Below are 12,635 nucleotides of genomic sequence, written 5' to 3' on the forward strand. Positions count from 1 at the left end.
CGAGGCCGAGGAGGAACTGCAGAAGCTGCTGCTGCCGGAAGCGGAGCCGGCAGGCTAATTGCGTTCAGTGTGAATCCCGGGCTTTCAGTGTGCAGTCACGGCTTTGCGTGTGACGCCAGGGCGGTGAGAACGCCGAAATCTCGCCGCCAGTACACACCGAAAGCCGTGAGTACACACGCGGCAGAGAGAGGGCCCGCTTAGGCCGGCCGCGGCCTGGCCAGGATTCACACGCAAGGCCCACAATTCACACCCAACGCCGAAGGCCCGACTAGTCGGCCGGCGTTTCGGCGGCGGCGTCGGGCGCCGGCAAGGCGCGCTGCACCGCCCTGATCGCCGCGTACGTTGCCAGCGCGGCGAGCACGGTCAGCGGCCAGCCCATCGCGATCCGCGCCACCCCGAGCCAACCGGTCTGATCGGCGTCGTAGAGGATCCGCTGGACCACGAACCGCGCGGCGAACACCACCGTCCAGCAGACCGAGGCGATGTCGAACGCGTACACGGCCCGCGGCACGGCGCGCCAGCCGCGGTCGCGGCCGGTGGCCCAGCTCCACGCGTAGCCGACCAGGGGCCGACGGATCAGCACCGAGACCGCGAAGACCACCGCCCACAACAGCGACATCCAGATGCCCAGCAGGAAATAGCCCTTCGACTGTCCCACGACGTAGGCGATCAGCGCGCAGACGGCGACGCCGATGAAACCCGAGAACGCCGGCTGGGTGGATTCGCGGCGAATCAGCCGCCACACCAACACCAGTGCCGCCACGCCGAGCGCGGACGCGATGGCCGCCAACAAGCCGGACAGGCTGGACACGGCGACGAAGACGACCACCGGCAGCGAAGAGTAGATGAGGCCGCTCACCCCGCCCACCTGGGTCAGCAGCCGCTCCGAGGCAACACGATTAGTCGTCATGGTCCCCCGATCGCCGGGGACGGTCACCGTTGAATTTCGTAGTGCGGGTTGTAGATCGCCTTGGTCCCGTTCTCGAGCTTGCCCAGCCGGCCCCGCACCCGAAGCGTTCGGCCGGAGTCGATGCCGGGGATGCGGCGTTGACCCAACCACACCAGCGCGACCGTGTCGGTGCCGTCGAACAATTCCGCGCGGACCCCGCCGGAACAACCCTTACCGTTCGTTTCCACGCTGCGCAGGGTGCCGATCATGGTGACCTCCTGGCCACGCTCACAATCGATCGCGCGCTGCGCGCCGGCGCTGTCGACTTCGTCCGAGAGCTCTTCGCAGTCGCGTTGCTCCGGGTCCTCCGTCAATCGACGGGTGAGCCGGCGCAGATACCCTTGGGCCCCCATGGCCCCTCCTGACACTGGTGATAAAGCTTCGGCGCTTTCTCTATGCCAACGGACACCGTAGACCTGTTGGTTCCCCGGTGCCAACAGAACGAAACGTGATGTTGGACGCTCTGCCACGGCCGGGCAATATCGAAGAGTGACTGTCGATCTGCGCGGTGTCGCGACGGTGTTGCTGCCCGGGACCGGCTCCGACGACGACTACGTCCACCGGGCGTTTTCCGGCCCGTTGCGTGATGTCGGCGCCACGTTGGTCGCCCCGCCGCCGCGCCCGGATCGGTTGATCGACGGCTACCTGTCGGCGTTGGACGACGCGGCGCGCGGCGGCCCGATCGCCGTAGGCGGGGTCTCGATCGGCGCGGCCGCGGCGGCCGCGTGGGCGCTGGCCCATCCCGGGCGCACGGTCGCCGTGTTGGCCGCGCTGCCCGCGTGGGCCGGCGCCCCGCACGACGCGCCGGCCGCACTTGCGGCGCGACATTCCGCCGCGCAGTTGCGCGCCGACGGTCTGGCGGCGACGACGACGCAGATGCGAGCGTCCAGCCCGCCGTGGCTGGCCGACGAGCTGACCCGCTCCTGGGGCGCCCAGTGGCCGCAATTGCCCGACGCCATGGACGAGGCCGCGGCCTACGTCGCGCCGAGCTGCGCCGACCTGGCCCGGCTGGCCGCGCCGCTGGCGGTGGCGGCGGCGGTCGACGACCCGATCCACCCGCTGCACGTGGCCGTCGACTGGGTCGCCGCCGCGCCGCGGGCGGCGCTGCGGACCGTGACGCTGGATCAGATGGGCACCGACACCGCCGCGCTGGGCGCCGCCTGCCTGGCCGCGCTCGCCGAGCTGTAGTCGGGACTAGCCGCCGGTCGTGGTCCGCAGCTGCTGCATCGCCGATCCCTCGGCGCTGCGGCGCGCGGCCGGCTGGTCGGGCGGCTGCTCCTGGGCCTGCTGCTGCTGCGCGGCGGCGGCCGCCCGCAGCTGTTCGGCCATCGGCTCGGGCAGCTGCACGGGCAGCGGCGTGCGCACCGGCAGCGGTGTGTCGCCGCGACGAACCACGGTGTCCGCCAACGCCGTTCGCGCCTCGCGCTCCAACGCTTCCATGGTCTCGTGCGACCCGTTGACGACGCAGCGGATCATCCAGCGGTAGCCGTCGACCCCGATGAAGCGCACCACGCCCGACGCGGTGCCGACCACCTCCCGGCCCCACGGGCCGTCCTTGATGCTGACCTTCGCCGAGTCCTTGCGCAGCGACTCGGCGAGCTCGCCGGCCACCTCGCGCCACAGGCCGCCCGTCTTGGGGGCCGCGTAGGCCGCGATCGTGAACCGGCCGTTTTCGGTGACGACCCACACCGCGCTGGGCACGCCGGTCTCGGTCAGCTCGACCTGCAGCTGGCCGGCCTCCGGCATGGGGATGAGCACCGAACCCAGGTCGAGGCGGGCCAGTTCGGCGACCGCGGGGTCGTCGAAGTCGTCGATGTCGAACGGGCCCTCGAGCTCGTCGTCGAACTCGTCGTCGACCGGATCCGCGGCGGCATCCATCTCGACCGCGTCGTCGCTGTCGTCTTTGCCTGATCTACCAAGTGCCATCACAAACTCGCATGTCCGCCGGAGGAACCGTGACCACCATCGCCACGGGATGTTTCGGCCAGCCCGGCCTCGTCGAACGACGACACCTCGACCAGCTCGACCAATTCGACCCGCTGCACCAGCAATTGGGCGATCCGGTCGCCGCGGTGCACCACGATCGGCTCCGCCGGGTCGAGGTTGATCAGCGCGACCTTGATCTCGCCGCGGTAGCCGGCGTCGATGGTGCCCGGGCTGTTGACGATCGAAAGCCCCACCCGCGCAGCCAATCCCGACCGGGGGTGCACCAACCCCACCATCCCGAACGGAATGGCGACCGCGATGCCCGTTCGCACCAAGGCCCGGTGCCCCGGGTCCAGCTTGACGTCTTCCGCGCTGTACAGGTCGACCCCGGCGTCGCCGTCGTGGGCGCGGCTGGGCAGCGGCAGCCCGGGGTCGAGGCGGACAACTTTCATTTCATGGCCAGACTGGTCGACACGGGGCCACAGATTACCCTTGACCGCGTGTCTGCTACGCGCGTCGCGCCGCACAGTGTGCGATATCGCGAACGCCTCTGGGTGCCATGGTGGTGGTGGCCACCGGCTTTCGGGCTCGCGGCGCTCGTCGCTTTCGAAGTCAACCTCGGCGTTCGTTCCCTGCCCGACTGGCTGCCATACGCGACGCTGTTCGTGGTGGCCGCCGGGACACTGCTGTGGCTGGGCCGGGTCGAGATCCGCGTCACCGCGGACCCGGCCGCGCCGGGCGGGGTCGAGCTGTGGGCCGGCGAGGCGCACCTGCCGGTCACCGTGATCGCCCGCTCCGCCGAGATAGCCCCCGCCGCGAAGTCGGCAGCGCTGGGCCGCCAGCTCGACCCGGCGGCCTTCGTCCTGCACCGGGCATGGGTCGGCCCGATGGTTCTGGTGGTCCTCGATGACCCAGACGACCCGACGCCGTACTGGCTGGTGAGCTGCCGTCACCCGGAGCGGGTGCTGTCGGCATTGCGAAGCTGACCGATCAGGCTGCGCAGTCGGTACAGATCATCACGCCGTTCTTCTCGCTGGCGAGACGGCTGCGGTGTTGCACCAAAAAACAGCTCGAGCAGGTGAACTCGTCGGCCTGCTTTGGAATGACGCGAACGGACAGCTCCTCGCCGGACAGGTCGGCGCCAGGCAGTTCGAAATTTTCGGCGGATTCGGATTCGTCGACGTCGACCACGGCCGAGGCCGCCTCGTTCCGCCGTGCTTTGAGCTCCTCCAGCGAGTCTTCCGAGACGTCGTCCGTCTCGGTGCGCCTCGGAGCGTCATAGTCGGTAGGCATATCTTTCCCGCCCTATCCCCTCAACAGGCCTCGTTAACCTCAAGCAACGCTTTGTACCAGCGTCGAACGCATCCACCAAATGATTCGTGCCCGTATCCCCCACCATTAAGGTGTGATTTACGTCACAACCCCGAATTGACCCTTGTCTTGAGTCTCAAACGGTGCAGTTAGAGTTCCCCTGTGGTCGCGCAAATCACCGAGGGTACCGCTTTTGACAAGCACGGACGCCCCTTTAGGCGCCGCAACCCCCGGCCCGCCATCGTCGTCGTGGCGCTGCTGGTGGTGGCGACCGCCGTGGTGTGGACGGTGGCGCTGACCCGGCCCGCGAAGGTGCACGAGGCGGTGGTGTGCAACCCGCCGCCGCAGCCGCCCGGCTCGGCCGCGCCGCAGCTCGGTGAGCAGGTGTCGCGCAGCGCCATGGCCGACGTCAACCCGGCCAAACTCGCCGACACCAAGGTCCGCGTCCTCAACGCCAGCGGCCGCGGCGGGCAGGCCGGCGCCGTCGCCGGCGCGATGAAGGCCCTGGGCTTCGCCCAGCCGACCGCCGCCAACGACCCCCTCTACGCCGGCACCCGGCTGAACTGCGCGGGCCAGATCCGCTTCGGCACGGCCGGACAGGCGACCGCGGCCGCGGTGTGGCTCGTCGCGCCCTGCGCCGAGCTGTACAACGACAACCGCGCCGACGACTCCGTCGACCTGTCCCTCGGCACGGAATTCGGCGCGCTGGCCCACAACGACAACATCGACGCGGTGCTGGCCAGCCTGCGCCCCGGTGCCACCGAGCCGTCGGATCCCGCACTGCTGCAAAAGATTCACGCCAGCAGCTGCTGATCACTCAGTCCGGCAGGGGCGCCAGGCCACCGAAACGTTGCAGGGCGGCCAGCAGCTCGTCGGCGATTCCGGGTGCGGCGGCCACCACCAGCCCTGCGCCGCCCACCGGGCCGTTCGGCTCGGGCGCCAGGACGCGGGCGCCCGCCTCGGCCGCGATCAGCGCGCCGGCCGCGCGGTCCCACACCTGCAGCCCGTGCTCGTAGAAGGCGTCCAGCCGGCCCGCCCCGACCATGCACAGGTCCAGCGCCGCGGAACCGATGCGGCGCACGTCGCGCACCGCCGGCAGGATGTGCGCCAACAGCGCCGCCTGGCTCGCTCGGCGCCGCCGCGAATAACCAAATCCGGTGCCCAGCAACGCCATTGACAAATCGTCGACGGCGGTGCAGCGCAGCGGCTCCGTCCCGTGATCGTCGGTGACGTGCGCGCCGAGGCCGATCGCCGCCGAGTAGACGCGGCCGGCGACGACGTCGGCGACCGCGCCGGCCACCGACACGCCGTCGATCTGCGCGCCGACCGACACCGCGTAGGCGGGGATGCCGTAGACGAAATTCACTGTGCCGTCGATGGGATCGAGCACCCAGGTGACCGCGCCGGACTGCGCGGCAGCGGGCCCGCCGCCCTCCTCCCCGAGGATCGGGTCGCCGGGCCGCAGTTGGGCCAACCGATCCCGCAACAGCCGCTCGGTCTCGGTGTCGACGACGGTCACCGGATCGGTCGGGGTGGTCTTCGACTTCACCGCGCCACTGCCCGCGACCGACGCCGTGGGGCCGAAAACCTCGGCGCGCCGCCGCCGGACGAACTCGGCGGCCTCGGCGGCCAACGTTTCGGCCACCGAACGCAGTTGCGCGGGCTCGTTATCAGGTCGCGTCACCGCTCCATCGCATCACAGCCGCCACGGGCGCGCAGACCCCCAGCCGGGGTGCCGGTGGAGCTAAGGTGATCGGACAGGCCAAGTCTCGCCGAGGAGTTTCGATGACCAGCACCGATTCGATCACGGGCGCGCCGCCCGACGCGGCCACCGGCAAGCCCCAGCGCCGCGGGTTCGGCGTCGACGTCGGCGGCAGCGGCATCAAGGGCGGCATCGTCGACATGGACACCGGGCTGCTGATCGGCGAACGCATCAAGGTGCTGACCCCGCAGCCGGCGACGCCGCCGGCCGTCGCGAAGGCCATCGCCGAGGTCGTCAACGGATTCGGCTGGACCGGGCCCCTGGGGGTGACCTATCCGGGCGTCGTCACCCACGGCGTCGTGCAGACGGCGGCCAACGTCGACAAGGCCTGGATCGGCACCAACGCGCGGGACGTCATCAGCGCCGAACTGGGCGGCCAGGACGTCACGATCCTCAACGACGCCGACGCGGCCGGGCTCGCCGAGGAGCGCTACGGCGCGGGCCGCGAGCAATCGGGCCTGGTGGTTCTGCTCACGTTCGGCACCGGGATCGGGTCCGCGGTCATCCACAACGGGACCCTGATTCCCAACACCGAATTCGGGCACCTCGAGGTCGGCGGCAAGGAGGCCGAGCAGCGGGCGGCGTCGTCGGTCAAAGAGCGCAACGGCTGGAGCTACGAGAAGTGGACCCAGCAGGTCACACGGGTGCTGGTGGCCATCGAAAACGCGATCTGGCCGGATTTGTTCATCGCGGGCGGCGGCATCAGCCGCAAGGCCGACAAATGGCTGCCGCTGCTCCAAAATCGCACCCCGGTGGTGGCCGCCGCCCTGCAAAACACCGCCGGCATCGTGGGCGCGGCGATGGCCTCGACCTCCGACGTGACGCACTGAATTTTGCCCGGTAGGCCGGTAGGAGCGCGCGCTGTCGTTACAATGGTCCTCGGCGACCGCCCGACTGAAAGCGTGCAAGCACTCACGCTGATCTCCAACGCCGACATTCGACATAGCAGACACTTTCGGTTAACCATGCCCAGACCCACCGAAAGTGCGTCCAACCGAAGGGGTGTAAGTGGCAGCGACCAAGGCAAGCCCGGCGACCGACGAGCCGGTGAAACGCACCGCCACGAAGTCTCCGTCGTCCCCCGCCAAGCGCTCGCCGGCGAAGGGCGCCAACGGCGCCGCCGCCCCGGCGAAACGGGCCGCCAAGGCCGCGCCGCGGGCCGCCAAGTCCGCCCGGGGACCCGAGGCCGCGGCGCCCGCCGAGGCCCCGAAGAAGGCCCGGTCCGCGGCCAAGAGCGCCAAGGCGCCGTCCGGCCGCGGCACGAAGGCGGCGCCCAAGGGCGCCGCGAAGGACGGCGACGCCGACCTTGAGCTCGACGCCGACGCCCAGGTCGAGGTCGAGGATCTCGACGCCGAACCGGACCTCGAGGTCGAACCCGTTGAGGACCTCGACATCGAGGCCGACGACCTGAACCTTGACGACCTCGAAGTCGACGTGGCCGCGGACGGCGAAGAGGCCGACCTCGAGGCGGACGACACCGAGGATGGCGAGGAGGACGCCGCGGCCGCGCCCGTCGCGAAGACCAAGGCCGCCGCCGCCGAGGAGGAGGAAATCGCCGAGCCCTCCGAAAAGGACAAGGCTTCCGGCGATTTCGTCTGGGACGAAGACGAATCCGAGGCGCTGCGCCAGGCCCGCAAGGACGCCGAGCTCACCGCGTCCGCGGACTCGGTTCGCGCCTACCTCAAGCAGATCGGCAAGGTGGCGCTGCTCAACGCGGAGGAAGAGGTCGAGCTCGCCAAGCGGATCGAGGCGGGCCTGTACGCCACGCAGCTGATGACCGAGCACGCCGAGCGCGGCGACAAGCTGCCCGCCGCGCAGCGCCGCGACATGATGTGGATCTGCCGCGACGGCGACCGCGCGAAAAACCATCTGCTGGAAGCGAACCTGCGCCTGGTGGTGTCGCTGGCCAAGCGCTACACCGGCCGCGGGATGGCCTTCCTCGACCTCATCCAGGAAGGCAACCTGGGCCTCATCCGGGCCGTCGAAAAGTTCGACTACACAAAGGGATACAAGTTCTCCACCTACGCCACGTGGTGGATCCGCCAGGCCATCACCCGGGCGATGGCCGACCAGGCGCGCACCATCCGCATCCCGGTGCACATGGTCGAGGTGATCAACAAGCTGGGCCGCATCCAGCGCGAGCTGCTGCAGGACCTGGGCCGCGAGCCCACGCCCGAGGAGCTGGCCAAGGAAATGGACATCACGCCCGAAAAGGTCTTGGAGATCCAGCAATACGCGCGCGAGCCGATCTCGCTGGACCAGACCATCGGCGACGAGGGCGACAGCCAGCTCGGTGACTTCATCGAGGACAGCGAGGCCGTGGTGGCCGTCGACGCGGTGTCGTTCACGCTGCTGCAGGACCAGCTGCAGTCGGTGCTCGAGACGCTGTCCGAGCGCGAAGCGGGCGTAGTACGGCTGCGCTTCGGGCTCACCGACGGACAGCCGCGCACCCTGGACGAGATCGGGCAGGTGTACGGCGTGACCCGCGAGCGCATCCGCCAGATCGAGTCCAAGACCATGTCAAAGTTGCGCCACCCCAGCCGCTCTCAGGTCCTGCGCGACTACCTGGACTGAGCGACATCCGATCAGCGGCGAGATCCCGCTGCCGTTAGGCACCGAGTTCCTGGTAGACCTGCGGGAAGTAGCGCAGCCCGTCCGGGGACAGGATCAGCCAATCGTGGAATACGCCGTTGACCAGCGAGAAGCTGAGCGGGGCGCCCTGGGTCACGGCGTGCTGCTGCATGATCAGCACGTCGGGTGCGATCGGGTCCAGCGACCCCGCGTAGACGTAGGTCGGGGGAAGTCCCTGCAGCGACCCGTACAACGGACTCACCAGCGGGTCGGTGACGGACAGGTTGCCCGCCCACTCCCTGGCGATCTGTTGCCCGGCCGTGATATTCGCCGGGCCACCGGGGAAGGGTGAGTTGACGAGACTGATGGCGGGATTGGTCCAGGTCAAGTCGGGCGCGGGAGACAGCAGCACCATTGACGCCGGGACGGTCTCGTTGTTGGCCACCAGGTACTCGACAGCGGCGAGGGCGATGTTGCCGCCCCCGGAGTCCCCGAGCACGCTGACGTGGGATGCCCCGTGCGCGACGATCTGGGATTCGATCAGGCCCGCCACCTTGGGCACCACCACACCCGCCGTGCCGCCCTGCTGCACTAACGGATAGAGCGGCACCTCGATGGTCGCCCCGGTCTGGTAGGCCATCACCGAGTAGGCGATCCAATGGGTGATCAACGGAGGCCAGACGAACCCGCCGCCGTGGACGGCGACCACGTAGTTGCCGTCCGGGTGGGCCGGGGCGATCTGCACCACCGGCATCCCCTGGTAAGTGGTCCGGGTGACCGTCTCCCCCAGCGCCCACGTCAAAAGCTTGGGTGGGGTGTTACTGAAGATAGGGGAGAGCAGCCCACTCGAGAAGAGGTTCTGCACAGGGGAATTCAGCGTTGCGAGCTGGGGCCAGAAGCCCGAAGCGTTCAACAGATAGTTGAACGGGCGCAGCAGCTCGTTTTCCAACCGGCCGAGCAGCGACGGGGCGCCGGCGAACGTCGGATTCTTATCGGCCGGGACCGGCGTGACGGGTGATGCGGCGAAGATAGCGGAAATAAGCCTGTCTCCTAACGCCGGAAGATTGGCGGCTTCGGCGTTGGCGTAGGCTCCCGCGCTCGCGGTCAACGCCTGCCGGAACTGGGCCTGAAACGCCGCCGCCACAGCGCCAAGCGCCTGATATTTCTCGCCGTGGGCGGAAAACAGCGCCGCAATCGCCTGCGACACCTCATCGCCGGCCGCGGCCATCACCGCGGTCGTCTTGGTTGCCGCGGCCGCGTGGGCCGCGCTGAGCACCGATTCGATACCGGACAAATCCGAAGCCGCCGCCGCCATTATCTCCGGCTCCGCAATCAAATACGACATCTCTGGTCCCCTTTCCTCCGTGTGGAAGCGAACAGGGATTGCGCAACGCATCGTCGCCCGAAACGACGGGGCGGGCTTAAGTACTCGACTACTGAAATGGGGTTGGTTGGATTGCTTGCGCTACCTGGTCCCTAGTGCGCGGCTAGGGCGACTAGTTCACGGCCCCCCGGGTCACCGGCGGCCCAGGCGCGGCGCGATGCCGCGACAGCAGGCGCGCCGCTTGACCCGGCGCGCCGAGCTGCAGCATCGCCGCCAACGCCGTTTCGAGGACCACTTCCTGCTGCACGCGGCTGCCGCCGATGGATGGAAGGCCGGGCAGCGATTCGATGAGGTAGTCGAGCGCGGCGCGTGGCTCGCCCTCGGTCAACGCGATGAGGCCTTCGCCGATGAGGCGCAACGTCGATGCCTGCGCGTCGGTGGCCCCGGGAACGTCGATCGCGCGGATCGCGGCCGGGTCGTTCGCGGCGGCCAGCACCAACAGGGCATGAAACGCGATGAACGGCGTCTGCGGCGAGTACGCGAGCGAGCCGGCCTCAGCGAGCACGGCCATCGGGTCGGGCGGGGTCACCCAGTCCGGATGTAGGCGCGCGCGCCACGCCAGCGAACCGGCGTCGACCAGACAGCGGACGTCCTTCGAGTGCGGCGGCGCGAGAAACGCTGCGTAGCGGCGCGCCGCGGCGGCCGCGTCGCCCATCGCGAGCTCGTGCAGCGCGGCGTGCCACTGAAAGTGCGGGACGTAGCGCTGGGTGCGGCCGTCGCCCGCGATCCAGTCCGTCAGCCATTTCAGCCCGGCGCCGTGCGCATCGGTCTCGTAGTGCACGTGCGTCAGCGCGTGCGCGGCGTTGCCGTTGCCCGGATCGAGTTCGAGGGCGGCGTCCGCCAGGTCGGCGGCGTCGTACCAGAGGCCCTGCTCCGTGCGGCCGTAGGCGCGCAAGCCGAGATACCACGGCGCCTCGCCGTGCACGCCGGTGAATCGCTCGACGTACTGCCACGCGTCCGGCAACGCGTCACCGGCCCCCGCGAACGCGATCGACGGCGCCAGCACGAGCAACGCGACCGCGTCGTCCGGCACCCGATCGAGGTGGTCGATGAGCGCGTCGGTGCCCGCCGCGTTGCCCTTCTCGCACCACGTCGCGATGGCCTCGACGTGGCTGCGGTCTTCGTCGCTGCCGTGGGCAAGTGCCGCCCGCGCCCGCGCGAGGTGGCCGGTGACGGCGTCGGGCCCGCCGGCCCGGTCGGGCCGTTCCGTGGCGATCATGGCGAGCGCGACGTGCGCACGCGCGTGCTGCGGGTCGTCGGCGACCGCCTCGGCGAAGGCGAGCGACGCGCCGTCCTGAACGGCGAGCAGGCGACGCACGCCCTCGGCGTACGCCGCCGACGCACCCGTCGATCGCGGCCCGGTGGCAACGACACGGGGCGCGCGCACCGGGCGTTCGCGCGTGTCGGTGGCCAGCAGCTCGGCGATGGCGGCCGCCTGCGCGCGGATTTCCGGAATCGCGGTGGTCTCCCACTCCTCGCCCTGGCGGATCGAGCCCAGACACACGACGCCGGGGACCGTGCCGCCGGCCGCGTCGACGAGGTAACCGTCCGCGTCGAGTCGCACCCCCACGCCGCACGGGTGCAGCGAGGCGACGCCCGTGTCGAGCAGGTTGGCCCAGAGCGGGGAACGTTGCGACGACCGCCGGTCCCACATGGCGCCGGTGGCGACGACGACGGCGTCCCCGCGCCGGCGCATCGATCGCCAGCTCGTCGTGACCACCAGCTCGACGCCGTCGCCGCGCAGCGACACGTCGGCGACCTCGCCCGCCTCGATGCTCAGCTGGCCACGGTGGATCGCGTGATAGACCGCGTCGGCAGTCGTGGGCGGCATGCGGTGCCGAAGCACCTCCCACTGCCGCAGGTCTTCGCGCAGGAACCGGCGTTGGTCTTCCCATCCCATCGACCGCCACAGCCGGGCGGTGCGCGGGCGCAGCGCGTCGATGACTTGTCGCCAGTCCCAACCGTTTTCGCGCGCGTGCGCGAGGTCCGCGGTCAGCGCGGTGCGCAAACCGTCGAGCGAGACCGCGTCGGCGAGCGCGTCGACGTTGGGCAATTCGGCCGGCGCGCCGGTGGCGCGGAACCGGCGCGGGAGCGTGCCCTGCCGCGAGAGCAGCGTGACCGCGGCGCCGCGCGCCATGAGGTGCAGCGCGACGTCGACGCCCGTGAGTCCCGAACCGATCACCAGGACGCTGTAGGGCCGGCGCGCGCCCAGCGCCGCGAGCGCGCCCGGCGCCCAGGGATCCACCACGACCTTGCCGTCGGTGGCCGAGTCCGCGTTCAAGGCCAACACGGGCGCGAAGGCACGCTCCAGCGATTCGGGCATGCCACCCGCGGGCCGCCCGGTCGCGAGCACGACGGCGTCGGCCGACAACGAACGCCCGTCGCCCAGGGTCAGGCGCGCCGGCGCCAACCCAAGGCGCAGATCACGCTGATCGACGCGTCCGGTCGTCCCGGCACCGGCGCGGCCTACGGAACCGACGACCCGACCCACCTGCTGAACGTTCCCGCCCAGCGCATGTCGGCGTGGCCGGACGACCCCGATCACTTTTGCCGCTGGCTCGACGAACGGGCCGTCACCCCGCTCGAGGGCTTCGCGCCGCGCCTCGCATATGGCCGCTACCTGCGGGAACAGCTCGCGGTCGCCGACGTGCGGATCGAGTGCGCGGAGGTCGTCGGGCTGGTGCCGGGCGCGCCGCCGCGCCGGCCCCGGGGCGCCGGGCGGCGGGTGTCGG

The 12,635-nt window shown here is 70.3% G+C and carries 14 protein-coding genes; 6 read left to right on the forward strand and 8 right to left on the reverse strand.

Annotated features, from left to right (window positions below):
* Positions 1-268: 268 nt before the first annotated feature.
* Positions 269-910, reverse strand: coding sequence for a DUF3159 domain-containing protein (locus A9X00_RS25510; protein WP_067159951.1), 642 nt, complete (start codon positions 908-910; stop codon positions 269-271).
* A gap of 23 nt (positions 911-933) precedes the next feature.
* A complete protein-coding gene (locus tag A9X00_RS25515; protein WP_067159923.1) occupies positions 934-1,302 on the reverse strand; it encodes an OB-fold nucleic acid binding domain-containing protein in 369 nt (122 codons plus the stop codon).
* A 136-nt stretch (positions 1,303-1,438) separates the two neighbouring features.
* On the opposite strand from A9X00_RS25515, the gene A9X00_RS25520 reads away from it, so the two are divergent.
* Positions 1,439-2,137: a hypothetical protein gene (locus A9X00_RS25520; protein WP_067159926.1), complete on the forward strand. Its 699-nt coding sequence runs from the start codon at positions 1,439-1,441 to the stop codon at positions 2,135-2,137.
* 6 nt (positions 2,138-2,143) lie between these two features.
* Here A9X00_RS25520 and A9X00_RS25525 read toward each other — a convergent pair whose 3' ends face one another.
* Complete coding sequence (locus tag A9X00_RS25525) at positions 2,144-2,875, reverse strand: DUF3710 domain-containing protein (protein WP_369830795.1); 732 nt, start codon at positions 2,873-2,875, stop codon at positions 2,144-2,146.
* On the reverse strand, positions 2,875-3,327 hold the full coding sequence (dut, locus tag A9X00_RS25530; RefSeq protein ID WP_067159932.1) for a dUTP diphosphatase: 453 nt from the start codon (positions 3,325-3,327) through the stop codon (positions 2,875-2,877). Before dut ends, A9X00_RS25525 begins: the two co-directional genes overlap by 1 nt.
* 48 nt (positions 3,328-3,375) lie before the next feature.
* Here dut and A9X00_RS25535 point away from each other — a divergent pair, with 48 nt between their 5' ends.
* Positions 3,376-3,861, forward strand: coding sequence for a DUF3093 domain-containing protein (locus tag A9X00_RS25535; RefSeq protein ID WP_067159936.1), 486 nt, complete (start codon positions 3,376-3,378; stop codon positions 3,859-3,861).
* Between the two features lie 4 nt (positions 3,862-3,865).
* On the opposite strand, the gene A9X00_RS25540 is transcribed toward A9X00_RS25535, so the two are convergent.
* Positions 3,866-4,168 (reverse strand): DUF4193 domain-containing protein, encoded by a 303-nt coding sequence (locus A9X00_RS25540; protein ID WP_036468275.1) that lies wholly within the window; start codon positions 4,166-4,168, stop codon positions 3,866-3,868.
* Between the two features lie 180 nt (positions 4,169-4,348).
* Between A9X00_RS25540 and cei the strand changes: the two genes are divergently transcribed.
* Positions 4,349-4,999, forward strand: a complete 651-nt coding sequence (gene cei, locus A9X00_RS25545; protein ID WP_067159938.1) for an envelope integrity protein Cei — start codon at positions 4,349-4,351, stop codon at positions 4,997-4,999.
* A 4-nt stretch (positions 5,000-5,003) separates the two neighbouring features.
* Here cei and A9X00_RS25550 read toward each other — a convergent pair whose 3' ends face one another.
* Entirely contained in the window at positions 5,004-5,870 is an 867-nt protein-coding gene (locus A9X00_RS25550; protein WP_067159941.1) for an inositol monophosphatase family protein, read from the reverse strand.
* 101 nt (positions 5,871-5,971) lie between these two features.
* Between A9X00_RS25550 and ppgK the strand changes: the two genes are divergently transcribed.
* Together ppgK and A9X00_RS25560 are read left to right on the forward strand one after the other, a co-directional pair.
* On the forward strand, positions 5,972-6,778 hold the full coding sequence (gene ppgK / locus A9X00_RS25555) for a polyphosphate--glucose phosphotransferase (RefSeq protein WP_067159944.1): 807 nt from the start codon (positions 5,972-5,974) through the stop codon (positions 6,776-6,778).
* A gap of 178 nt (positions 6,779-6,956) precedes the next feature.
* Complete coding sequence (locus tag A9X00_RS25560) at positions 6,957-8,522, forward strand: RNA polymerase sigma factor (RefSeq protein WP_082975509.1); 1,566 nt, start codon at positions 6,957-6,959, stop codon at positions 8,520-8,522.
* 34 nt (positions 8,523-8,556) lie between these two features.
* Here the strand turns inward: A9X00_RS25560 and A9X00_RS25565 are convergent, their stop codons facing one another.
* Together A9X00_RS25565 and A9X00_RS31000 are read right to left on the reverse strand one after the other, a co-directional pair.
* Entirely contained in the window at positions 8,557-9,864 is a 1,308-nt protein-coding gene (locus tag A9X00_RS25565) for a PE domain-containing protein (protein WP_067159947.1), read from the reverse strand.
* A 151-nt stretch (positions 9,865-10,015) separates the two neighbouring features.
* Positions 10,016-12,394 (reverse strand): FAD-dependent oxidoreductase, encoded by a 2,379-nt coding sequence (locus A9X00_RS31000; RefSeq protein ID WP_232006931.1) that lies wholly within the window; start codon positions 12,392-12,394, stop codon positions 10,016-10,018.
* On the opposite strand from A9X00_RS31000, the gene A9X00_RS31530 reads away from it, so the two are divergent.
* A partial coding sequence (locus A9X00_RS31530; RefSeq protein ID WP_232006932.1) for an FAD/NAD(P)-binding protein occupies positions 12,335-12,635 on the forward strand: 301 nt, incomplete at its 3' end. The genes A9X00_RS31000 and A9X00_RS31530 overlap by 60 nt on opposite strands.

It is taken from the genome of Mycobacterium sp. 1245805.9 (assembly GCF_001672915.1).
Classification (GTDB): Bacteria; Actinomycetota; Actinomycetes; order Mycobacteriales; family Mycobacteriaceae; genus Mycobacterium.